We start from the raw sequence: 22,558 nt of genomic DNA, 5'->3' as shown, positions 1-22,558 counted from the left end.
CCACACGGAATGCCCACACATTGACATCCAGCGAATCCCCACTGCAGTATAAGCACTTTGAACCAGCATAACGACAGACATGGGGCTTGAAAGCGTCGAACTCATTCTCAGCGTTGAAGAAGAATTTGGCATCCGGATTGAGGATTCCTCCATGGAACACCTCCTCACACCCCGCTTGCTTGCCGAATACATCATCAGTCAGCTCGGGGCGGTCGCACCAACCGACAAACCTTGCGCCTCCCAAACCAGCTTCTACCAGATACGCCGCGCACTCATCCGTCAACTCGACATACCGCGCAAGGACGTTCACCCCGATACGCTGCTCCAAACCATTCTGCCAAGACCGATCAGACAGCAATGGCATCAGTTGAAAATCGCCATCAACGCGAAAAAACTTCCACCGTTGCAATGCCCGCGCCAATATGCCTACGCAATTTTTATTGTCTTGTCAATGATTATGCTGGCAGCTTGCTTACTCGCACAAGTACCCGGCTGGGTCATCATACTGGCGCTGCTGATCTCTTTCTATACTGCCACCCTGATATGTGACCGGTTCGGCACCCTCATCCCCGCCAACATAAGCAGCGTCGCCCACCTTATTCCCTACGCCCGCCTCACCACCCCACCACTTTGGACCCGCGAAGCTGTACTACACAAAGTCATGCAACTTACCGCAGAAATAACAGGTACCTCATTTGAACTGATTCAAGCTGATCATCGTTTCGCTCAGGATATCGGAATGGACCAATAGCACCGCCATAGAGTCCCCACCTGTCAGTTGGGGGCACAGAAACTGGAAAATACTGTGCGAGCGCGGCAGAATGCGGCTCAACTGGGTCAGTTGTATGGCCCACAGACTTTGTTGCAAGGAGAATTTATGCTCGCACGTTCAATCAAATTGGCATTTTTTGCATCTTCAACATTCTTTTGGGCATCTGTGTGTCAGGCGGCTTCGTTTAATGCAATCGATGAAATGAGTGTGAAAGGAGCCGACGCGCTTGCCCCGATGAGCAGGGAATTGATCGAAAAAACTTTTGAGACAGACTTGTCTGCCACAAAGTATGAATTCTCTGAATGCACGGCTAATTATGACGCGAGCTTCAAGAAAGCAGGTAGCACGTTTGCGATTGAAATCTTTGCTGAAGACAACCCAAAGGTGAAATTCCCAAGTAGGAACAAGGGGAAATTGGGGGAACTCAAAAGTTTCAAAGCCCGCATTTGGATGAATCTGGTGGCGGATTTCTCCACCTTTTACCCGATCAAGGTGGGAGGCAAAGAGATCATGCAGAATATGACATTTGAGGATTTCAAAAAACTCTTCCCAACCAGCGCAAAAAATGAGGTGGCCAGCGAGACAAAGGGAGAAAAGCGTTATGTCGTATTGGTCAATGATCCATCTGACAAGACCCAGAGACACGCCTTGGTACGCGAAGCCGACAAGGGTGACATGCCGTATCTGACGCACATAGAGTTCGTCTTCAGTGCCAACAAGCTGACCGCAGTAGTGGTGGCGCAAGGTGTCGCCTGCTGATTACCAGGGTGGGTGTTGCGCCAACTGCGTCACGCCCGGCAAACTATTTTACAAACGAATGGGCGCATTCATGCTAAAAATCAAAACCTTACGCTTTTCACGCCGGACATAGCTCGGCTCACTTTGTTTGGAGTCCGGTGGATAAGCCGTGTTTTTGACATGTGCAGACCATGCCCCCAATTCAAGCTCGCGGTTTTACCCTGATCGAACTCGTTGTTGTGCTGGCGGTAATCGCTACATTGGCAGCCGTAGCTTTGCCCAAATTCGTCAACATGCGCCAGGAGGCACGCGTCGCCACGGTCAATGCGTTGTATGGTGCCGTAGGTTCGGCAGCGAATGAATTGCGCCTGAAGTGCCGCCTGACCCCTTCGTGCAACCCGAACCTGGGCAATAGCTCACTCACGGTAAATGGGGTGGCCTATCAGATGAATTACGGCTGGCCAGATGGGGGCAATGCTGGATATGGCATCGACATGGCCGTGGAAATCTCTTCGCAATACGCCATCGTCTTCACCGCGAGTACAGAAACCACCTCATTCCAACTCGCCGCCGCTGCAGACCCCGCCAATTGCGCTGTAGATTACGTGGGGGCATGGTATGGTGCCAGCAATTTTGCGATCAACAAGAAGACTTCTGGCTGCTAACGCCTGAGTGCACTCAGCACTCAAAACCTGTTCAGATTCCATAGCATGAGGCCGTCAGCGGTGTGAAGATCAGCGCATGAACCTTGATCATGGCCTCGCTAAGATTATGATTATGCACAGGTTCTCAGTCCTGCCCGGTTTCTTTGTCGTGCACCTTGCCCGCGCCATATGTGGCGATCTCCTGATGCAACTGCCTGGAAGACGCCTCCGACACCCCATAACTCACACCCGAAACAGGCTGCGGGTTCGTCACCCCAGTCACCCCAAGTAACCATTCCCGTACCGCCTGTGGCAAGCGCGACAGCGCCGCAAGCTGCGACTCCTGCTCCACACCCAGCAAAGCGCCGGAGCGCCTGCCCGTAACGATATAAAGGATATCGGCCCCGCGCTCGGCAATTCGCGCCAGGAAATCTGCATCCGGCGAGCGCACGCCCTTCTCATAATTAAACAAGGTATTGCGCTGCACACAACCGAGTTCCGCCAACTCCGTCTGGCTCATGCCCAGACGGGTACGCTCTTCCTTAAGGCGCTCACCAATTTCCATTTTTTGATTACACCGTTATTTACTTACCATTTTTTGATGGCAATAATGGGTACATTCCAACCAATCTGCTGCACATCGTACAACATGGAAAAACATATAACGCTGCAACCGTTATCTCGCGCGCCGAATGGCATGGTTCGCACCCGCGTGAACATGCCCCTGACAGAAGCAGAATTAGCCGACCTGCTCGCCCTGGCCCAGCAGGAAGCCCGCTCCGCAGGCTCCATGGCCCGGCTCCTATTCCTGCGTGGGCTGGCCGCCTACCAACAACAGGCCCAGCAACCCCAAGTCACCCGTTCCTCCACCGCAACCCCCGGCACAGATCATGACTGAGCCCCCTTCTCACAACCTGTTCCATGAACCCCGCCGCACCCATGAACTGCTACTTGGATGCACTCTGGTGCGCATCGACAGCCAATTCGGCCAATGTACACTCCAACTCAGCCTCTGCGGGCAAAGCCTTCACCTGGATGCCGAAGAAAGCATGACACTGGCGTCCGCCCTCATCGCCCATGCAGAACGCCTTGCCTCAAACAACTGAACATGCCATGACAATAGGCTTTGCACACGTAGCTCAATCAAGGGACAATTCATACATTCCTGAAGCCCCGGTTAGGTAATATGAACTTCAGTTTCCACTACAAAGCCTGCGGCTAAATCCACGAAGGCACTCCTTGCCTCGACAACATTGCGCCATTCAGCTATTACGGCGGTTCACGGCTAAGGTGGTAGAATGGGTAAGGGTGTAGAGAAGGTGAAGAGGTAATAGGCAGCAGCAGTTTCCCCTGCAGTCAATTCTTTCCTCATCCAGCCTCAAACGAGAATTCCTTTGAGCTGCACACCTATACAAAGCCATCTGCATCCAACAAAACCATTTTATGGAGTACCACCTTGACAGGCCTGATCCACTGGATTGAAAACGAACAAGCGTTTTCCGCACGCTGGCAGTCTGAAAGTGCTACCCCAGCCCCGCGCCGGGTGATGGTGGCTGACGACCGCATGACGGCAGACGACGCCTGGCGGCTGGCTTGCAGCGGCACAGCTTTGTTATGGCGTGGAGATTTCCAGAATGCACGGCAGCTTTTGCAAGCCATGGGACGGCGTATCGAGCGCAAAGGCCGCAAGAAAGGCTCGACACCACTGGAGGCTTTCAACCTGCATCGTCTCGCCCAGTCGCAACGCGCCCGCACGCTTGGAATGCTGCTGATTCCATTCCAGCCCGGCCACCTTATTCCTCTGCGTCGCGCACCCGATGTGGTACAGGCCTGCACCCAGGCATACGGCCCGAACAACGATACCTATGTATGCTCGTTGCGTGAATTACTGGGCTTGATTGGCGCATACGAGTGGCGCAAAAACGGAGTAGAAATCTCTGCCCTGCAAGCCCGTATTCATCCGCATTACGGGGTTTTTTCACCTTTACGTGGAGAATACCTTGATCTGATCGAAAATGCGCCCTTGCCTGCTACAGATCTTGCTTATGACATAGGCACAGGCACAGGTGTGATTGCCGCATTGCTCGCCAAACGCGGCATTAAACATATTATCGGCACAGACACCAATCCACGCGCACTGGCATGTGCCGAAGATAATCTTCAAAAACTCGGGTATGCGGATAGTATAAAACTTGAGAACACAGATCTCTTCCCCGCCGGACAAGCCGGGTTGATTGTATGTAACCCGCCCTGGCTCCCTGCCCGGCCCAGCTCTCCCATCGAAAACGCGGTGTATGACCCGGACAGCCAGATGCTGATGGGTTTCCTCAATGGCTTGGCCGCTCATCTTGCGCCTTCTGGCGAAGGCTGGTTAATCCTCTCGGACTTGGCCGAGCACCTGGGACTGCGCAGCCGGGAAGCACTGCTCAAGGCTATTGATGCTGCAGGCCTCACAGTATTGCAGCGGCTCGATATCCGCCCCCGCCACCCCAAGACAAACGACGCCGACGATCCTTTGTACGAGGCGCGCAAGCAAGAAGTCACTTCCCTCTGGCGCCTGGGTGCGCGCCCAACCTGAACCTGGAAATCATGGCCAAAACAGAGGGCGAACATATCGTCGAGAGCTTTCCGCCTGTTGCGGAAAAAGATGCCCGTATCCTGATCCTGGGCAGCATGCCCAGCCTCGCTTCTCTGCGTGCGGAGCAGTACTACGCCCATCCGCAAAATCTATTCTGGAAGATTCTGGGCGAGGCTTTGGGCTTTGATCCCCGTGCGGAATATTCAGAACGCATTGCCAGTTTGCAAGCACACCAGATTGCTGTGTGGGATGTGCTCGCCCGCTGCCATCGCCCTGGCAGCCTGGACGCAGATATTGATGCGGCCAGTGCAATCCCCAATGACCTCCCAGGCTTCCTCGCCATCCACCCGCACATCCAACGAATCTGCTTTAACGGTGCGGCAGCGGCGCAGCTCTTTCAGCGTCATATTCAGCCGCAATTGAGCCACCCAGGCATCGAATACCTGCGCCTACCCTCCACCAGCCCAGCCAACGCATCCATCCCCGTAGCAGAGAAGAAAAACACCTGGGCGACTGCGCTCAAAATACCTGAGTCTGATCACTGACATGTGGTCACGTCGAATCGTGGGCTACCACGTCCACGACACGCTGCAGACCCGACAGGTCAGCCAAGCCTTGAAGATGGCGCTCAAAACACGTCAAACCCGGCAAGCATTGATTCATCACTCTGATCGAGGAATCCAGTATTGTTCGGATGAGTATCAACATCTGCACAGTAGCCATGACATCACTTGCTCAATGACTGATGGCTATGATTGCTACCAGAACGCCTTGGCAGAGCAAGTTAATGGCATCCTGAAAAACGAATTCCTGCTGCATCGACCAGCCGATCTTGAACAGCTCGACGTATGGTTAATGAATCAGTAAAAATCTATAACCAGCAAAGACCGCATTTGTCCTTGAAAATGAAAACGCCCGATGAGGTTCATCGGGCATCTATTGTGAAGATCAACCAGAGCGAAAATCTACGCTCGTAGGTGGCAACCTAATTCAGGACGGGTCACACCCAATAATTCATCCAAGCAATGCACATCAACTTATCAATCTCTGTCACTCAAACCTATCGAAGCCGATATGAAAAGCCCAAACCAATAACAGCCATAGGCAGCGTCGTTGTTGCGTTGAAGAGTAGAACTTGCCAAAACGAAAGTAGTCCCTATCGCTTATTCGTGACGCCTGTGTGCCTAAGAAGCCGGATTGATCAGATTGATGTTCAGCCCCATGATCAGCGCCGCCTCTGATGTTGAGCTACCGGTGAATGTGCTTGTCGCCGCATTGGCCGTCCAGCCGGAAGAGGAACTTCCGCCGCCACCGCTGAAGCTAAATGGGCCGATGCGCAGCCCCGCCGAGACGTTCCATTTTTCGGAAAAGGATTTAAATGAGGAAGAGCTGACCGTAATAGCAAAAGAAGGCTTATAGCAAACAATCATCCCCACTTTCTGAACCGACATAATTCCAGCTGGGCCCCAGACCGCTTTTGCGCTTGCGTCGCCATAGGGGGAATAACCGCGGATGAATGGGCCATTTTTGATGGCCGAGACGAATGCTCCGTTATACCAGCGTTCTGCTTGAATGGAGATCTGATCCCAGGCCTGGAAGCTGACCACTACTTTCAATGACGAGTCGGAAGAGAACTCATCTATCCTTTCCCAGGAACCCCCAACATTTACACTCCAGAAGAAATTACCAACTGATGCGCTGCCGCCAGCCCAAGTCTTGGTGTAATCGTAATCCGATTGCGAATTTGAAAAACCAATCGTCCCCGCACTCCCGCCCGTTCCAGATTGCACCTTTTGCAACCAGGTCGTTGCATCCATGGCAAGCGAATAGGCGGGAACCTTCGGGAAAGACGACAGCGAAGGATCTTGGAATTGGGTGTAATAGTCAGTGTTGTTCAGCCTGCTCTGGGCGTCTTTGAGGCCCGGAGTGGTCGTTTCCGAAAGCAGTTGGTTGTAGACGGCTTGCTGCGCCTGGACATTGATCCATGCCGAATCCAGCTGCGCTTTCCACGACCGCCCCCCCATACTCCCGAGCCATTCGGTGTAGACAGGGTTATTGGCGCTCCCAGTCTCCTTGAGGTAGGCTAAGCGCGACTGTGCATAGATCGTGTCGTAATTGTTGCTCGCAAGCTGCAACATGTTGCGAGCTTGTTCAATTTGCGCGGCTAGTTTGGGGTCCGATGTCGCGGCGCTGACGATGTTGAGCATAGAACCATAGGCATCGTTGAATGCTGTTCCTGCTGAAGTGTACGCACCCGTTGCACTGAACTGCGGCACCATGGAACAAAAGTCCCATTGTGCGGCAGAGGTATAACCATTCGGTGTAATAGGCCAATCCCAAGTTGTGAACGGATAAATCAACTGGAAATTTTGCGGGCTTACGCCCAAACCATCAATGATGGCGCCATACAAGTGGTTCCAAGACTTGTCATTTTCGTCATTGAGCGCTACTGGCGCAAGAGGAGCTTCACTTGTGGTTGCCAAGGGATGCTCATTATTATTGATATACAATGCAGATGCGAGTTTGGGATCAAGTGTTGGGTTAGATAGTACTCTACGCATTTTCTTCTCCAAATTTGCTAGGCTGTCACATTGGTTTTACCATTTGACTTAAGCCGATAACAAATAATCAAAAACGCAATACACAACGCCGCGCAGGGGACAATATGCATCGCTCCCAAACGACACCATTCTCATAACGCTTATGGGTTACTGCTTTGATATATAAATAAATACAGCCCAACAGAGATCACAGAGCCTCACACGCAGCACCCGCCTGATCTCGCCAGCTTTTACCATTAGACTTTACTTTACAGTTGTGTTTATCCCTGTTGCTAAGAACTTTACCTTCACATTTTCTGGCGGAATAGCAAAGATGCGGGCCATTTGCAGCAAGAGCATCTGAACTAGCCCCTTTTGGCATTTCAACATTTTCCTTTTTAGGTTGTTCTTTAGCATCAGCCCCATATACGGAAACACTCAAAAAAGCACCTACAGTGAGAATCAAAAGGTTACGGTATATCATTAAATATCCTCCATATTAAAGTGGGTATTTTTTGTAAAAGACATGAACTATTTCACAGGCACGATACAACCCACAACAAAAAAATTCTTAATGATTATGCAAAATAAAAATCAAAACCCAACCTACATATAAAATCATATTTTCTTTAAGGGTTAAGTAAAAATTTATACCCATTTAGGCACTACCATATTTTCTCGATATGTTTTGTTACCGCTTCAATCCTTCTTTTTTGTCAGCACAACAGAAAATCCACACACTATTCAAGTAGAAGCCTGAGAATATATTTGTATTTTGATTTGTGCATACACTTGTGTATATGCAAATTGAAGCTACGCTGTGAAGCACAGAGCAGCGCATCCAACCCCTCCCCTGGAAGGTAAAGATCAACTAATTTCAGCACGTAATCCAGTCAGAGAACGCTGCGCTTTCCTTCGTCGATCCGTTTAAATCTCGAATCAGGCTCGCATTAATAACGATTAGTTGCAGTGAAAAACAATTAGCATGGCAGAAGGTTGGCTGCCGTTGTGGCACACGGTGCATTTTGAGGATGAGGGCATTGAGGTGGTACGGATCATCAGTGCCCGTCGTACAGACCGAAAGGAACGGAGGCGTTATGAAGAAGGTTAGATACAAGCAAGGTGAGTTGCTGCCTCTGACCGAGGAGCGCAAGGCAGAGCTCAAAACACTGGCAGAGAAGCCCGATAGCGAGATCGATTACAGTGACATCCCTCCGCTGGATGAGGCGTTCTGGGCGCATGCAAAACCCAATCCGTTTTTCAAGCCAGTAAAAACGCACGCTTCTGTGCGGATTGATTCGGATGTACTAGCCTGGCTCAAGAGTCAGGGCAAAGGCTATCAGACTCGCATGAATGCCATCTTGCGTGAGGCCATGTTGCGTTCACAGAATCATAAGGCATAAGCAGCAAGGGGCGGCTGAGCTTTGTGTGAGTTCACCGCCCCTTGCAAATCGCTTATATCCACCCAGGCCATAGGCACCTAAACCTCAATCTCCACCCCCGGCAAATCCGGCACTGTCCCCTCAATCAAACCATCCCGCACAAACGCCTTCTTACCGCTGGCCACGCTGGTACCGCGCACGGTGAGCGTGCCCCACCAATGAGCTGAACAATGCTGGAGCCGGTCTGTCGGTGGAGAGCACCGTGCCGATCTTGAGCTGGGCATCAGGAAACAGGCGCTTAAAACGCGCCCAGATTTTTGCGACATGGTTGGCTGCTCCTATGCAGAGTGAAAAGCCCAGATCCGGGCTGACCTGCATAGAATGCCAACTTGAATGACTTTGCGCCTGCGGGTGGATTTCCGCGAGAGCTGATATCAATACCATTCAGGAAACAAAAATTACGGTCTCTTGTACTATAAGCTAAAAGTCATAGAACCACATGCGGATAAACACCACGACCATAACGGCTATTGTAGTACAACGAATTTCAGGTTCATAAGATAGTTCAAACACCGATTTATCTACACTACTTTGCATGATGAAAACTGGTACGACAGCGTTCATTTTGATACGTGTTCCTCAGTCGCCTTGATTATGAATCGCCCGTATACAAATACGCTGGTAATTCAAATTCTGAATCCAGACTATCGGGCAAATGACACTCCACTTCGGCTTATTCATCTGCGTACCCATTTTATCAATGCTAAGGTTATTTGGCATGGACTAACATGCGCTCTAACAGGGGACTGCAATGAATACCAACAAATCAAAATCATCAAAAATATCAATTTGTATTATTTCAGTATTTTTGCTTATGGGATACCACTTTGGTGCTTCTGCACAAGACATATCCCCTAAGAATTCTGCGCCTGCAACTGAACTACGCGCAATTGAAATGCCCGAAGCAGCTCAAGCTGTAACACCAAAGCAAAGTGAGGTCTGGCGTAGAGCAATCATCAAAACAAAACCTCAAGGAGGTTGCCATCGGGCAATGTACCCTAAATTGGAGTGGGAACCGATATCATGCGTAACGCCTCCTAATCGGCCATACCCCCCCAGAAAGGGGCCGAGAGGGCAAACAGTTGGAAATGGAGTAGATTATTCCGCCAACACAACCGGCGCAACCACGCAAGCTGAAGGTTCTTTTGTAAACATCACCGGAGTAACCAGCGAATCCACGGTGCAACCTGGAGGAGCCAGTTCCCCGAATAATTTTTCCCTACAACTAAATACTCAGTTCTTTCAGACACAAACTTGTAGCGGGGCGAGCAATCCTGGCAACTGTTTAGGCTGGGAACAGTTTGTGGTGTCAAATGATCCAGCGGGTGGAACAAATGGCTCTTTTGTCTTTATTCAATATTGGCTCATTAATTACAATGCAACGTGTCCAGCTGGATGGTGGTCTTACGGTGGAGACTGCTACACCAACAGTACAAATTCAGTACCTTATACAGGCGTCGCCATTGCTCAGCTCGGGCAAATGACGGTGATTGGATCTGCTGGCAATAATTCTGGTGCAATGGATTCAATTGGATTGAGTATTGCTGGAGTTGTCTATTCAACTAACGGCAATAATTATTTCCCTGACCTCGGGCAAAAATGGAATCTCTCAGAGTTTAATATTGTGGGTGACTGCTGCGGCTCAAGTGCAGTCTTCAACGCTGGTTCGACTATCACCGTACAAACCGCCGTCAACTACGGTTCTGCCGCAGCCCCTAGCTGTTCACTGCAGGGGTTTACCGGGGAAACAAATAGTCTGACCTTGTCAGGCACGCCAAGCGCTGTGCCGAATCAGAACTGGCCCTCTATCACATTCACGCAGACCAATGTTTCACCAAGCACTGCGTCATGTGCCACTGCAACAAGCTGGGGGGATACCCATATCATTACATTCTCCGGGCAAACTTATGATTTCCAAGCGGCCGGGGAATTTACGCTGCTCAATGACGGAGCGGGTTTTATAGTGACCGCAGCACAGACCTCTGGTGCGCCGAGTTGGCCAAACACGTCAGTTAACAACTCAATTACCGTACAAACCCAAGGCATGCCAGTTGTCATTCCATCGTCTGGCTCGACCATATGGGTCAAAGGAACACCATTTGTCATTCCAAGCGGGCAAACCAGAAGCTTTGGTCAGGATGTCCAGATTACTCATAACGGGACTGGCTACAAGATTTCTGATCCGAACGGAAATCAGGTTCAGGCAGATGTCATCAGCGCCAACCCACCCTATGTCAATGCTTACGTCCTTCCAGGAAAGAGTTTAACGTCAGCTGCTTTTGGCGCTTTGATCGGTAGTACCTCAAAAGGCCAAGTATTACCCGCCAAACTAGCCTTTAGAGATTTAAACAATGTGTTTGGTAAGTCCTGGCAGGTTAATCCTGGCACGTCTAGATTGCCAGCCAAACTAAAAGTTGGCAGCAGCTTTACACCAGCCAAGAAAGTATTCCTAGCTAAACATTTGAGCCCCATGCAACGCCAGCACGGAATGACCGTTTGCAGAAATGCGGGAGTTGCCGAAGTTTGGCTGGAAGCATGCACTCTGGATGTTGTAGTCATCGGGAATGATAGCGCAGCAGAAGCATTTACTCACCTTCCTGCGCCAAAATCCGTAATTACTATCGAATAATCTGAGCAATAGCACTTACGTGGCAGGTTAATTATAGATACAACCTGCCCCGTAACTTTGCCTCAGATCTGAACGTTTTAGTCGAATTTTGCCCAGGAGCCGTGCAATTTTTACTATGTAGGGCACCGACAACAGATCCTTCAGACTATACAAAGAACCTTGTCAGGCTGTAACTTCTTTTCCTGAGTGAGTTACAGTTCCCCAAAATCCTCCACAAACTCCGCTTGCACCTTGACCTGTACCCCCGCCCGATTCGCGTGGCTCGACATCAAGGAAGCCTTGCAGGCGCAGTTCGAATTCAGAAGGCTTGGCCACCACCACCTGGGCGAGGTTCTACCCATAGGTAGCACGGCACCGGGAGGCGGCTTCCTTGGTGTCCGACTTGGGGTGACTTTGAGGGAATCAGCTTCCAGCGTCTGGAAACCGGTGGTTTTCCATTCTCATCGAGAATATCGACCGACAGATCCCCGGACAGCAGGATGGCATTTTGCGACATGGTTGGATGCTCCTATGCAGGGTGAAAAGCCCTAATCCGGGCTGACCTGCACGGGATGCCAACTTGTGAAAAATTCCCCTGTGGGTGGATTTCCGCGAAATTATCAATAGTCTTTTATACCGGTTTTTTGACATTGTTATAACTTGGCGGCAATACTAAGCTCTGCTGAGAACCGTCCCATTTCAGCTGGCTAGCGTATAGACCAAGGAAACGCCCGGCAATTATTGGCGTCCGCGATGGGGAACTCCCCAAAAGCGCCCAACGAAAAGGCAGGCTGAAAACGAAAAAGCCCTAAGTCATTGAGACTTAGGGCTTTTTACCTACCAATTCTGGTAGGCGCGATTGGACTCGAACCAACGACCCCCACCATGTCAAGGTGGTGCTCTAACCAGCTGAGCTACGCGCCTGAAGAGCTGTGCATTATAGAGATTTTTTTGAATCTGTCAAAGCTTTTTTGCTACCCGCTTCAAAACTCTGGCCGGGGCCAGAGGTCTCTGTGCAAGCTGGGGCGCAGTTTGGCACAATCTTTGGCACCCGCCTAGTGCTTTTTGCTATCTCACATGGCTGTGGTGGAATGTACAGTGTGCGCCATCTTGGTATTCGGGGATAGAATTCCCAAAAAAGCAGGTCATAGGCTTTACGATGACGCCTATGCGTAATCACTTACCATTCATGGAGCCCCCTCATGAAAACCATACTCAAATTGTGCCTGATTGTTCTCTGCCTGGGACTAGGGGCCTGTGCTACTTCTCGCTTCTATGAACACGAAGGACGCGACAACAGCTTCCAGGGGCGAGGTGGCTCTCGCTTCACTGTGGAGGGTATTGACGTCTGGTTCATTGGTGAGCCCGATCGCAGATATACCATCCTGGGGTACATCGAAGAGCCATTTGGCGCCCAGATAGATGAGAACCATAAGCGTGTGGATGCTTCGGTACTGAAAAAAGCGCACGAGGTGGGTGCCACCGCGTTGATAGAGGTTGTCACCGAAACCCGGCCGGATTCGAGCATCACCACCGGGGGTATGTTTGGTGACCGTCACGGTTTTGGCCTGGGGCTGGGCTTTGGAGTGCCAATCTCGACCCATCAGGTGGCCCGCTACACAGCTATCAAATATCTGGACAAATGATCCGTCTGGCAAGCGGTAAAAGTGAAGCACTCTTCTACCGCTTGCCGTAAAACAGCGCCTTGCCTTATTTGACCACCACCAAGGTAGAGGCCATCATGTCGTGCAGTGCCTGCTTTTTCTGGGTGAAACCAGCCATCATAAAGCCGATCATCAGAATGATGGCAGATGCGATCTTGGAGAAATAGCGGCCACTGGCACGCGCGAACGAAATTCTGTTGTGATCCACATCGGTCACTTGAATTCCCAGGGCGAGCTTGCCTACTGTCGCTTGCTTGGCGGAGGATTCCATCAAAGCGAAGTAAAGCCAGTTGATAACAAGGCCAACACCATAGTCGGCAGCAAAAACCACCATGCTGGCATCTGACGAAATCTGATCGCCTGATCTTTTCATAGCATGAAACCCCAAGATCAATACTGTGCTCACAATGAGCTTGACGACAAACATCAGGACGCCGTCGATCATGGACGCCGCTACGCGCCGCCAAAAACCTGCGTATTCCAGAGGCGTTTGCAAGACACGCCCATCATCAATTCGGCCCCCACATTTGTCGCAAAACGCTCCGCCTACAACAATCGGGGCGCCACAGTTCCCACAACACAGCATTTTCACTCCCCCTTTAAGAAAAAACACCGGCAATCATACTTTATTTATTCCTCATAAGGGCCCAGCTAATTGCCCCTTGCATCTGCTACCTGCTCAGGCAGGCAAACGCAGGAAGTACTGCCGATAGTGGCGCAGCTCCTCAATCGACTCACGAATGTCAGCCAACGCAGTATGGGCTTCGCTCTTTTTGAAGCCGTTGAGAATCTCCGGGTTCCAGCGGCGAGCCAGTTCCTTGAGGGTGCTGACATCAATACTGCGATAGTGGAAGTAGGCTTCCAGCTTGGGCATGTAGCGCGCCATGAAGCGGCGATCCTGCCCGATGGTGTTGCCACACATCGGGGTGGTGCGCTCAGGGACGTATTGGGCCATCCATTCCAGGTAAAGTGCTTCGGCAGCAGCTTCATCCGTGGTGGAGGCTTTGACGCGCTCAATCAGGCCGGATTTGCCGTGGGTGTTCTTGTTCCAGTCGTCCATTGCGTCCAGCACTGCATTGGTCTGATGCACCACGACCACCGGACTTTCAGCCAGCACGTTGAGATTGGCGTCGGTGACGATCATGGCGATCTCAATGATACGGTCGCGGTCCGGCTCCAGCCCGGTCATTTCCATGTCCAGCCAGACGAGGTTGTTCTTGTCCTGTGCCATATAATCCCCTGCTTGCGTTCAAAACTGGTATTTTCGCACGCTGACACCAGCTATAACTTTATTTCGCCCCATACGGCACCCAATCAATGACTGCATCCCTGATCACCACCCTATTCCTCGCTGCCATCGCCTTCAGCGCGGCTATCCGCTTATGGCTCAATTTCCGCCAGAGTGCCCACGTCCGGGTACACCGCGCGGCTGTTCCCGCGCCGTTTGCAGGCAGCATTGAGCTAGCTGCACACCAGAAGGCTGCCGATTACACCCTGGCCAAGGGGCAATTTGGGCGTGTTGATCTGCTCTGGGGCGTCATCTGGCTGCTCCTGCTCACACTTGGCGGGGGCTTGCAGTTGCTGCATGAGGCGCTGGGCCATGTCATCAACCCGAATAACCTGTGGCATGGGGTGTTGATGTTTGGCGCTTTGAGCGTGGTGGGCTTTATCTGGGAATTGCCCGGTTCGTTGTACTCCACCTTCGTGCTGGAAGAGCGTTTTGGCTTCAACAAGACCACCGTCGCCATCATGGTGAAGGACACAATCAAGAGCGCGCTGCTCTCCGCTGTAATCGGCGCACCGCTGCTGTGGTTGATCCTATGGCTGATGCGCAGCATGGGTACTGGCTGGTGGGTATGGACCTGGGCGGTGCTGATTGGCTTCAACCTCGCGGCCATGGTGATCTACCCTCTCTTCATCGCGCCTCTGTTCAACAAATTCGAGCCCCTCAAGGACGAGGCGCTGGCTGCCCGCATCAATGGCCTGCTGGGGCGCTGTGGCTTCAAATCCAAAGGCTTGTTCGTAATGGATGGCTCCAAGCGCAGCGGCCATGGCAACGCTTACTTCACCGGTTTTGGTGCGGGCAAGCGCATCGTTTTCTTCGATACCCTGCTCGCCACTCTTTCGCCTGAGGAAGTGGAAGCCGTGCTGGCCCACGAACTGGGGCACTTCAAGCATCATCACCTCTGGCAACGGGTGGCTGTGTTTGCCCTCATCTCCCTGGCGCTGCTGGCCTGCCTGGGCTGGCTGAGTCAGCAGGGTGCCTTCTACACCGGCCTGGGCGTACAGGCCCATAGTGAAGCACTTGCGCTGATTCTGTTCTCCACCGTGCTGCCCGTGGTGCTCTTCCCTTTCACGCCCTTGATGAGTTTCTGGTCCCGCAAACATGAATTCCAGGCGGATGCTTACGCAGTGGCCCACGCGCAGGCCGGCGATCTGGTGTCTGCCCTTGCCAAGCTGTATCGGGACAACGCTTCTACCCTGACGCCAGACCCCATCCATTCGCTGTTCTACGACTCCCACCCGCCTGCGGCCATCCGCATCGGCCATCTGCGCTCAGCATGAGTACGGGTGTCGTCATCGCGGCGTTTGGCCGCCAATACATGGTGCGTCTGGCAGACGCTAGCGAGGCGCTGTGTTACACCCGCGCCAAGAAAAGCGAAATCGCCTGTGGGGATCAGGTTGAAGTACAACTGAGCAGCCCGGACCAGGGGGTGATCAACAAGATCCTGCCGAGAAAGAGCCTTTTTTACCGCGCAGACCAGTGGAAAGAGAAGTTGATCGCGGCCAACGTCACCCAGGTGGTCGTAGTGGTCGCCACCGAGCCGGGCTTTAGCGACGATCTGGTTTCACGCTGTCTGTGTGCGGCGGAGGCACAGGATATCGCCTCGCTGATTGTGCTCAACAAGTGCGACCTCACTGCCCAGCTCGGGGTTGCGCATGCCCTGCTCGCCCCGCTTCAGGCTGCCGGGCATGAGGTGATGGAGTTGAGCGCCAAGCAGGATGTCAGCGCGCTGTTGGCCCGCCTGCAAAACCATACCAGCCTCTTCGTGGGACAATCCGGGATGGGCAAATCAACACTCACCAATGCCCTAGTGCCGGATGCGGAAGCCCGTACCCGCGAAATCTCAGAGGTGCTGGATTCGGGCAAGCACACCACCACGCACGCGCGATTGTATGTGCTCCCCGGCGAGGGAGCCTTGATTGATAGCCCCGGCTTGCAAACCTTTGGCCTTGCGCACCTGAGCCGGGATGATATTGAAGCGGGCTTCCCGGAAATCCGCCCCCTGCACGGCCAATGTCGCTTCCGGGACTGCCGCCACCTCAAGGAGCCGGATTGTGCCATCCGGGCTGCCGTAGAGGACGGGCGCATGCACCCACGCCGCTACGACACGCTATGCCAGCTGATCAATGAACATCTGGTCAAAAAGGCAATGTACTGATCAATGCTGGGTGGAACGTCGGGCGTCCTGCCAATCTCGCACCGCCTGGGCGGCATGGGCAAACACGGTACGGTTGTGCTCGTCAGGCAGATTATGGGTCAGCCCGGCAAACAGCGCTTCCGTCAATTCCTGCTCCTGACCGCTGGCTGCCAGGCCATGCTGCAGGCAGCGGATCTGGATTGATGCCAGGGTATCGGCCACCAGACGCCAACCCAATGTGGGCATTGCCTTGGGCAGAGCCAGCAGCAAACCGCCCAGCAGGTTGAGGATGACATCGCCTTGCTCACGGCGCTCCGCAGCAATCATGCTGTGCCAGAGTGACAGATGCAATTCGCGGCGCATGGCAATCTTGAAGTCCAGCGCACAAGCTTCGTCCTGATGCAATTCATCCAGATAGCGCTGGCAGATGCCTTCAGACGATAGATCCAGCCCGCCACGCAGATCCGCAAGTAGCATCGACACGCCTTGCAGAATATGGGCGCCAAAACCCTTGGCGTAGGCAAGCCCCCACTGATCCAGACCGTGCATGAGCAATGCCAGACGCAGGTGCGTGCCTTCGGTGGTGCTCATACCCGACCACTCGCGCAGCCGGTCCGCCAAGCGAACCAGCGCCATCTCCATGGGCTGGCCTTCGGCCTCGTTACCCAGACGCACAGCGGCGCCAAAGGCTTCTTGTACCAGGCGGGCGGCCTGAAGTTGAACCTCACGGTCAGCAATATCAGCAAAAACATCTTGTGGCAGAGGTAAGGTCTTGGACATGGCAAAGTATAAAAAATCGAATAGTGCGCCATTTTGCCGCAAAAACAGCAAGGATGCGCCTTCGCAGATCTTTGCCCGCGCAGATTGCCAAGCCGGCCCTTTTGGGCAGGGCATGGAAGCGTTTGCGCAGGCATACACTGCGACCCTTGAAACGTTTAAGCACGTTTCCAAAAACACCCACAGGAGTGCATGTTCGTGAAACACGGCCTGGGCCGCACACTAAGTTTTGGCATTGCCCTGCTTTCCTTTGCGCAGAAAAAGCGCAAAGCAGGGCTACCAACAACAACTGGCGGCCAAGCTCATCTCCCAGACTACGGCTCTGTTTCCTCACCCAGGGAAGCGCCCTTCCCTGGTTTGCGCAGCAAGATCATCCTGATTACCGGCCTCGTCATCATCACCATCTGTGCCTGTATCACTTGGCTGAATTCGGCCTACTACAGCAACGTCTATATTGAAACGCTTCAATCGAGGTCCATGACCATTGCCAAGGGGCTGGCCCTGCGTGTGCAACGCATAACCAGCCTGGGCTTTCCCATCAACACCATCAATGGTTTTGAAACTCAATGCGCCGAGGCCAAGCAAGCCGACCCAGATATTGATTATGTCACAATCATCTCCCCCGACGGTACAGTCCTATCCCATAGCAATCTGGATGTAATCGGCAAGCACATCACACTACAACGGCTCACGCCTCCACCGCTGCGAGGCAGGCTGAATCTTTTCCCGGATAGCAATCAGCATTACTACGTCATGGAGCCCCTCTACGCCCCCGATGGCGATCTGGCGGCCCAGATTGTCGTCGGCTTTTCCCAGCATCACGTGGATGACCGACTGCAATTGCTGCAACGCTCCATGCTGCTTGTCAGTCTGGGCGTCGCCATCTGTGGTCTGGCTGCGCTGACCTTGATGCTGAACTACTTTGTCATGCGTCCCATCAAACGCCTGATGCAGGTCATCGAGCATATCCACACCAATCCGGGCGATTACTCGGTGCGCGCCGAACCTGAAAAGCGCGATGATGAGATTGGTGCGATGTTACAAGGCGTCAACAGTCTGCTCGACGAAATCCAACAACGTGAGCAGGAACTGCTCCGGGCCAAGGAAGATTCAGATCGGGCTGCGCGCAGCAAAACCGAATTCATGGCTGCCATGAGCCACGATCTGCGCACCCCCATGCATGCCATCCTGAGCATGAATGAACTGATGCTCAGCACCCAGCTGAATGATCGCCAGCGTCGTTATGCCAACAATCTAGAACGTGCCGGGCGCTGGCTACTGGGCATCATCAATGATGTGCTGGAGTTCTCCAAGATCGACGCCAACAAGTTTGAGTTGCGCATCGCGGAGTTCGATCCGCGCCAACTGGTCGACGATGTCATTGGTCTGCAGGAGGAAATTGCTCACGGCAAAAAGCTGGAACTCAGCTTCCGGATCGACCCTGCACTCCCCGACCGGGTTATGGGTGACGGCCCGCGACTGATGCAGGTGCTCACCAATCTGGTCAGCAATGCCATCCGCTATACAGATCAGGGGTGTGTGCTGGTTGAAGTCATGTACACTGGCGAATACACGGTATTCTCTGTAACCGATACCGGTATCGGCATTGATCCAGACAAGATCCACCTGCTCTGGGAGCCCTTTGTGCAGGTTGCCTCTGCCGATGCCCAGCGCCGTAGTGGCACCGGCCTGGGGCTGGCGATCGTCAAATTGCTGGCTGAAGCCATGGGCGGATCGGTAGGCGTAGATACCTCGCTAGGCAGCGGGGCCACGTTCTGGTTCACCGCCAGGCTGGCTACACCTGCGGAGAGCAATCCCAAGCTTGCGCGATACCCCTTCAAGCATCCACGCAACCTGAAACAATATCAGGAAGCGTCGGCAGCTTAAGCCTTCCGATGCACTATCAGTTGACGCGCTTTTTCTTCTCGATGATCCGGGCGACTAACAAGCCCGTTTCAAAGAGCAAGCACATCGGGAAGGCCAGCATAAGTTGCGAGGTGACATCCGGCGGGGTCAGTACGGCGGCCACGACAAAAGCACCGACGATAATGTAACGGCGCCATGCCACAAAACGCTCCACCGATACCACGCCCATTGCCACCAGCAACACAACCACCACGGGCACTTCAAAGGTGGCGCCAAAGGCCAGGAACATCCCCATCACAAAACTTAGGTATTTGTCGATGTCGGTCATCCAGGCCACGCCTTCCGGGGTGAATTTGGCCATCACCTGGAACATGGACGGGAAAAATACAAAATAAGCGAATGCCATCCCCAGCACAAACAGGATGACGCTGGCCACCAGCACCGGCAAAGCCAGTCGCTTCTCATGCGCATACAGCCCTGGTGCCACAAAGGCCCAAGCCTGGTAGAGCACATAGGGCAAGGTGATGAGTAGCGACACCCAGGCAGTCACTTTCATCGGGACCATGAATACCCCCACCACGTCGGTGGCAATCATTTTGCCGTTCTGGGGCAGCACCGACAACAGGGGGGCCGCCAGCAAGGCATACAGATCCTTTGCCCACCACACGAGACAGATAAATACCAGCAGCACGGCGGCCAGCGCACGCACAAGGCGGCTACGCAACTCAACCAGATGCGAGATGAAAGTATCCTGCTGATCCACGCGGTTTATTCCTTGGCAGGCTTGGCGAGTTCGACAGGCATGCCGAACAGATCAAGCTGGTTATCATCTTTGTCTTCAACGGCCGAAGAACGGGCGGCCTCGGCGGCTTCATCCGTTGCCGGGGGTTCGGCAAAAAGATCCAGGGTATGGATGTCCCGTTCCGGCAGGTCCGTTTCCGGCCCACCTTCCTGAGTCACTAACGGTACCGAGGCGTCTTCGACAGGGGCGGAAATCTGTTTGGCGGCTTCGCCTTCTTCCTGCGCGGGGGCGGGTTCCAAGGTTTGCGTCAGTTCCTGCCGCACCTCTTCCACGCTACCTTGCAACTCGGCCTGCAAGGCATGTGCATGGTCCTGCACAGAGGATTGCAGGCTTTGGGCAGAAGACTGAACATCGTCATACAGACGCTTGAGGTCAGCCGCCTCCATCTCCTGAGCGATCTCTGACTTCACATCGGCCACATAACGCCGGAATTTGCCCAACAGGTGGCCGACCGTGCGCGCCACACGAGGCAAGTCCTCAGGCCCGAACACCACCAGGGCGACAACGCCGATTACAACCAGCTCGGAGAATCCAACATCAAACATGTTTGCTCAGCAAAAGGCAGAAAACAAAAGGGGCGCAAACATGGCGCCCCCTGGCCGGACGGAATAGCGCACGGGGCGCACTCAATCCTTCTTCTCGTGGATCTGACCATCCACCGTCTGGTTGTTTGCAACCTGCGGCGGGGCAGACTTGTCGTCGGCACCATCCTTGATGCCCTGCTTGAAGCCCTTGACTGCGGCGCCCAGGTCTTCACCCAGGTTGCGCAGCTTCTTGGTACCAAACACCATCATCACAACCACCAGCACAATCAGCCAGTGCCAAAGACTTAGACCACCCATATGTTTCTCCTCAATGTTTCAGCATGGCTGGCAACGGGAATTCTCCACCGACCACGTGGATGTGTAAATGATACACCTCCTGCCCACCAACACGACCAGTATTGATGATAGTGCGAAAACCCTCTTTCAAGCCTAGGTCAGCCGCCAAACGGGGGGCCAAGGCCAGCATGCGCCCGAGCAATGGCACGTCGTCTGCCTGCACCTCGGCCAAAGAATCGATATGGCGCTTAGGAATAATCAGGAAATGGACCGGAGCCTGGGGGTGAATGTCCTTGAATGCCAGAATCTCATCATCTTCATAAACTTTGGCACTCGGGATTACTCCCTGGGCAATCTTGCAGAAAATACAATCACTCATGACAGATTCTTTCAAGACTTGGCGCGGGACTTCTTCTCTTCAATGCCGGAGATGCCTTCACGACGGTGCAACTCACCCAGCACATCATCCACCGACAGGCCGAAGTGGCTCAACAGGATCAAAGAATGGAACCACAGATCGGTGACTTCGTACACAATATGCCGCAGCTCACCATCCTTGGCAGCCATGATCGTTTCAGCAGCCTCTTCAGCCACTTTTTTGCAGATTGCATCCGTCCCCTTGGCATACAGGCTGGAGACGTAAGAGGATTCTGGCGCGGCCGATTTGCGCTGCTCCAACGTGGCGCATAGGCGTTGCAATACTTCTGAATCAATCATTGGGTATTCCCTTGTTCAAGGCTTGCGGTAAATCTCGGCCGGGTCTTTGAGCACAGGATCAACCTCCACCCAGCCAGCATCCGCATCCAGACGCGAGAAAAAGCAGCTCCTGCGCCCAGTGTGGCAGGCAATCCCACCGATCTGCTCAATTTTGAGCAGCACGACATCGGCATCGCAATCGATACGGATCTCACGCACCTTCTGGGTATGGCCGGACTCTTCACCCTTATGCCAGAGCTTGCGACGCGAACGCGACCAGTATACCGCCTCCATGCGGGTGGCAGTCAGTTCCAATGCCTCGCGGTTCATCCACGCAAACATCAGCACCTCGCCCGTCTGGGCGTCCTGCGCAATGGCAGGCACCAAGCCCTGCTCATCCCAATGGACCTTGTTCAACCAGGAAGCGCTCACAGTCGTACCTCAACCCCACGCGCACGCATGTATTCCTTGGCTTCGCGCACGGTATGCTCGCCATAATGGAAGATGCTTGCCGCCAGCACCGCATCAGCGCGGCCTTCAATCACACCATCGGTCAGGTGTTGCAGATTGCCCACACCACCGCTGGCAATCACCGGGATATTCACTGCGTCTGAAATCGCACGAGTCAACGCCAGATCAAAACCAATCTTGGTGCCATCCCGATCCATACTGGTCAGCAGGATCTCGCCCGCACCAAGCTTTTCCACGCGCTGGGCCCACTCAATGGCATCCAGCCCGGTGGGCTTACGCCCGCCGTGAGTAAACACGCCCCACTTGCCGGGTTCGGTCTGCTTAGCATCAATGGCCACCACGATGCACTGGTTGCCCACCTTGCCGGAGGCTTCTGCCACCAGTTCGGGGTTGCTCACCGCTGCACTGTTGATGCTGACCTTGTCCGCCCCAGCATTGAGCAGGCGGCGCACGTCCGCCACGCTACGCACCCCTCCGCCCACGGTAAGCGGGATGAAAACCTGATTGGCGACCTGCTCGACAATGTGCAGGATGATGTCCCGCTCATCTGAACTGGCGGTGATATCCAGGAAGGTCAGTTCATCGGCCCCCTGATCGTCGTAACGGCGGGCAATCTCGACTGGATCGCCCGCATCGCGCAATTCAAGGAAGTTGACACCCTTGACCACGCGCCCGGCAGTCACGTCCAGGCAGGGGATGATGCGTTTTGCGAGCATA

Annotated in this window: 28 protein-coding genes, 1 tRNA gene and 1 pseudogene; 14 read left to right on the top strand and 16 right to left on the bottom strand. The window is 53.5% G+C overall.

Annotation, left to right across the window (positions count from 1 at the left end):
- Positions 1-79: 79 nt before the first annotated feature.
- The 3 genes from B145_RS0121690 (at position 80) to B145_RS0121680 (ending at position 2,175) form a co-directional block, all read left to right on the top strand.
- Entirely contained in the window at positions 80-751 is a 672-nt protein-coding gene (locus B145_RS0121690; RefSeq protein ID WP_018610195.1) for an acyl carrier protein, read from the top strand.
- A 126-nt stretch (positions 752-877) separates the two neighbouring features.
- Positions 878-1,531, top strand: coding sequence for a hypothetical protein (locus B145_RS0121685; protein ID WP_018610194.1), 654 nt, complete (start codon positions 878-880; stop codon positions 1,529-1,531).
- Positions 1,532-1,701: 170 nt separating this feature from the next.
- Positions 1,702-2,175, top strand: a complete 474-nt coding sequence (locus B145_RS0121680) for a type II secretion system protein (RefSeq protein ID WP_018610193.1) — start codon at positions 1,702-1,704, stop codon at positions 2,173-2,175.
- Between the two features lie 124 nt (positions 2,176-2,299).
- Here the strand turns inward: B145_RS0121680 and B145_RS27845 are convergent, their stop codons facing one another.
- The gene (locus B145_RS27845; protein ID WP_018610191.1) at positions 2,300-2,719 is read right to left on the bottom strand and encodes a helix-turn-helix domain-containing protein; all 420 of its coding nucleotides are present in this window, start codon (positions 2,717-2,719) and stop codon (positions 2,300-2,302) included.
- A 132-nt stretch (positions 2,720-2,851) separates the two neighbouring features.
- Between B145_RS27845 and B145_RS26615 the strand changes: the two genes are divergently transcribed.
- From B145_RS26615 to B145_RS27045, 5 genes and pseudogenes are all read left to right on the top strand, one after another.
- Positions 2,852-3,052, top strand: a complete 201-nt coding sequence (locus B145_RS26615) for a hypothetical protein (RefSeq protein ID WP_018610189.1) — start codon at positions 2,852-2,854, stop codon at positions 3,050-3,052.
- A complete protein-coding gene (locus B145_RS0121665) occupies positions 3,045-3,260 on the top strand; it encodes a hypothetical protein (protein WP_018610187.1) in 216 nt (71 codons plus the stop codon). The genes B145_RS26615 and B145_RS0121665 overlap by 8 nt, the downstream gene beginning before the upstream one ends.
- A 350-nt stretch (positions 3,261-3,610) precedes the next feature.
- On the top strand, positions 3,611-4,732 hold the full coding sequence (locus B145_RS0121660) for a methyltransferase (protein WP_018610185.1): 1,122 nt from the start codon (positions 3,611-3,613) through the stop codon (positions 4,730-4,732).
- Positions 4,733-4,743: 11 nt separating this feature from the next.
- Positions 4,744-5,277, top strand: coding sequence for a DNA-deoxyinosine glycosylase (locus B145_RS0121655; RefSeq protein WP_018610183.1), 534 nt, complete (start codon positions 4,744-4,746; stop codon positions 5,275-5,277).
- Positions 5,258-5,709, top strand: a pseudogene (locus B145_RS27045) (IS3 family transposase); the annotation flags it as partial. The gene B145_RS0121655 and the pseudogene B145_RS27045, both read left to right, overlap by 20 nt.
- 207 nt (positions 5,710-5,916) lie before the next feature.
- Here the strand turns inward: B145_RS27045 and B145_RS26605 are convergent.
- A complete protein-coding gene (locus B145_RS26605; RefSeq protein WP_018610181.1) occupies positions 5,917-7,293 on the bottom strand; it encodes a hypothetical protein in 1,377 nt (458 codons plus the stop codon).
- 187 nt (positions 7,294-7,480) lie between these two features.
- On the bottom strand, positions 7,481-7,756 hold the full coding sequence (locus B145_RS28890) for a hypothetical protein (protein WP_157288578.1): 276 nt from the start codon (positions 7,754-7,756) through the stop codon (positions 7,481-7,483).
- A gap of 613 nt (positions 7,757-8,369) precedes the next feature.
- On the opposite strand from B145_RS28890, the gene B145_RS0121630 reads away from it, so the two are divergent.
- Positions 8,370-8,675 carry a BrnA antitoxin family protein gene (locus B145_RS0121630; protein ID WP_018610176.1) on the top strand — a complete coding sequence of 102 codons (306 nt, stop codon included), beginning with the start codon at positions 8,370-8,372 and terminating at the stop codon, positions 8,673-8,675.
- Between the two features lie 77 nt (positions 8,676-8,752).
- Here B145_RS0121630 and B145_RS0121625 read toward each other — a convergent pair whose 3' ends face one another.
- Positions 8,753-8,980, bottom strand: a complete 228-nt coding sequence (locus tag B145_RS0121625) for a hypothetical protein (RefSeq protein WP_157288577.1) — start codon at positions 8,978-8,980, stop codon at positions 8,753-8,755.
- A 485-nt stretch (positions 8,981-9,465) separates the two neighbouring features.
- Between B145_RS0121625 and B145_RS28885 the strand changes: the two genes are divergently transcribed.
- On the top strand, positions 9,466-11,343 hold the full coding sequence (locus B145_RS28885; protein WP_157288576.1) for a hypothetical protein: 1,878 nt from the start codon (positions 9,466-9,468) through the stop codon (positions 11,341-11,343).
- A 298-nt stretch (positions 11,344-11,641) separates the two neighbouring features.
- Here B145_RS28885 and B145_RS28880 read toward each other — a convergent pair whose 3' ends face one another.
- Together B145_RS28880 and B145_RS0121620 are read right to left on the bottom strand one after the other, a co-directional pair.
- Positions 11,642-11,839, bottom strand: coding sequence for a hypothetical protein (locus B145_RS28880; protein ID WP_157288575.1), 198 nt, complete (start codon positions 11,837-11,839; stop codon positions 11,642-11,644).
- 330 nt (positions 11,840-12,169) lie between these two features.
- Positions 12,170-12,246 (bottom strand) — tRNA-Val (locus B145_RS0121620).
- 278 nt (positions 12,247-12,524) lie between these two features.
- On the opposite strand from B145_RS0121620, the gene B145_RS27840 reads away from it, so the two are divergent.
- The gene (locus B145_RS27840) at positions 12,525-12,968 is read left to right on the top strand and encodes a hypothetical protein (RefSeq protein WP_018610173.1); all 444 of its coding nucleotides are present in this window, start codon (positions 12,525-12,527) and stop codon (positions 12,966-12,968) included.
- Positions 12,969-13,032: 64 nt separating this feature from the next.
- Here the strand turns inward: B145_RS27840 and B145_RS0121610 are convergent, their stop codons facing one another.
- Together B145_RS0121610 and orn are read right to left on the bottom strand one after the other, a co-directional pair.
- Positions 13,033-13,572, bottom strand: coding sequence for an RDD family protein (locus B145_RS0121610; protein WP_083917846.1), 540 nt, complete (start codon positions 13,570-13,572; stop codon positions 13,033-13,035).
- A gap of 93 nt (positions 13,573-13,665) precedes the next feature.
- Complete coding sequence (gene orn / locus B145_RS0121605; RefSeq protein WP_018610171.1) at positions 13,666-14,217, bottom strand: oligoribonuclease; 552 nt, start codon at positions 14,215-14,217, stop codon at positions 13,666-13,668.
- Positions 14,218-14,303: 86 nt separating this feature from the next.
- On the opposite strand from orn, the gene B145_RS0121600 reads away from it, so the two are divergent.
- Together B145_RS0121600 and rsgA are read left to right on the top strand one after the other, a co-directional pair.
- Positions 14,304-15,551 (top strand): M48 family metallopeptidase, encoded by a 1,248-nt coding sequence (locus B145_RS0121600; RefSeq protein WP_018610169.1) that lies wholly within the window; start codon positions 14,304-14,306, stop codon positions 15,549-15,551.
- Entirely contained in the window at positions 15,548-16,429 is an 882-nt protein-coding gene (rsgA, locus tag B145_RS0121595; protein WP_018610168.1) for a ribosome small subunit-dependent GTPase A, read from the top strand. Before B145_RS0121600 ends, rsgA begins: the two co-directional genes overlap by 4 nt.
- On the opposite strand, the gene B145_RS0121590 is transcribed toward rsgA, so the two are convergent.
- Entirely contained in the window at positions 16,430-17,188 is a 759-nt protein-coding gene (locus B145_RS0121590; RefSeq protein WP_026259369.1) for a hypothetical protein, read from the bottom strand.
- A 195-nt stretch (positions 17,189-17,383) separates the two neighbouring features.
- Here B145_RS0121590 and B145_RS27835 point away from each other — a divergent pair, with 195 nt between their 5' ends.
- On the top strand, positions 17,384-19,072 hold the full coding sequence (locus tag B145_RS27835) for a sensor histidine kinase (protein WP_169558565.1): 1,689 nt from the start codon (positions 17,384-17,386) through the stop codon (positions 19,070-19,072).
- A 16-nt stretch (positions 19,073-19,088) separates the two neighbouring features.
- Here B145_RS27835 and tatC read toward each other — a convergent pair whose 3' ends face one another.
- From tatC to hisF, 7 genes are all read right to left on the bottom strand, one after another.
- On the bottom strand, positions 19,089-19,814 hold the full coding sequence (gene tatC / locus B145_RS0121580; protein WP_018610162.1) for a twin-arginine translocase subunit TatC: 726 nt from the start codon (positions 19,812-19,814) through the stop codon (positions 19,089-19,091).
- A 5-nt stretch (positions 19,815-19,819) separates the two neighbouring features.
- Positions 19,820-20,398, bottom strand: a complete 579-nt coding sequence (gene tatB, locus B145_RS27830; protein ID WP_018610159.1) for a Sec-independent protein translocase protein TatB — start codon at positions 20,396-20,398, stop codon at positions 19,820-19,822.
- 81 nt (positions 20,399-20,479) lie between these two features.
- Positions 20,480-20,695: a Sec-independent protein translocase subunit TatA gene (gene tatA / locus B145_RS0121570; RefSeq protein ID WP_018610158.1), complete on the bottom strand. Its 216-nt coding sequence runs from the start codon at positions 20,693-20,695 to the stop codon at positions 20,480-20,482.
- Between the two features lie 10 nt (positions 20,696-20,705).
- Positions 20,706-21,053, bottom strand: coding sequence for a histidine triad nucleotide-binding protein (locus B145_RS0121565; RefSeq protein WP_018610156.1), 348 nt, complete (start codon positions 21,051-21,053; stop codon positions 20,706-20,708).
- An 11-nt stretch (positions 21,054-21,064) separates the two neighbouring features.
- A complete protein-coding gene (locus B145_RS0121560) occupies positions 21,065-21,391 on the bottom strand; it encodes a phosphoribosyl-ATP diphosphatase (RefSeq protein WP_018610154.1) in 327 nt (108 codons plus the stop codon).
- Between the two features lie 15 nt (positions 21,392-21,406).
- The gene (gene hisI, locus B145_RS0121555) at positions 21,407-21,802 is read right to left on the bottom strand and encodes a phosphoribosyl-AMP cyclohydrolase (protein WP_018610152.1); all 396 of its coding nucleotides are present in this window, start codon (positions 21,800-21,802) and stop codon (positions 21,407-21,409) included.
- Positions 21,799-22,557 carry an imidazole glycerol phosphate synthase subunit HisF gene (hisF, locus tag B145_RS0121550; protein ID WP_018610150.1) on the bottom strand — a complete coding sequence of 253 codons (759 nt, stop codon included), beginning with the start codon at positions 22,555-22,557 and terminating at the stop codon, positions 21,799-21,801. Before hisF ends, hisI begins: the two co-directional genes overlap by 4 nt.
- Position 22,558: the final 1 nt, after the last annotated feature.

It is taken from the genome of Uliginosibacterium gangwonense DSM 18521, from assembly GCF_000373965.1.
GTDB classification, from domain to species: Bacteria; Pseudomonadota; Gammaproteobacteria; order Burkholderiales; family Rhodocyclaceae; genus Uliginosibacterium; species Uliginosibacterium gangwonense.
This window is presented reverse-complemented; position numbering and strand designations above follow the sequence as displayed.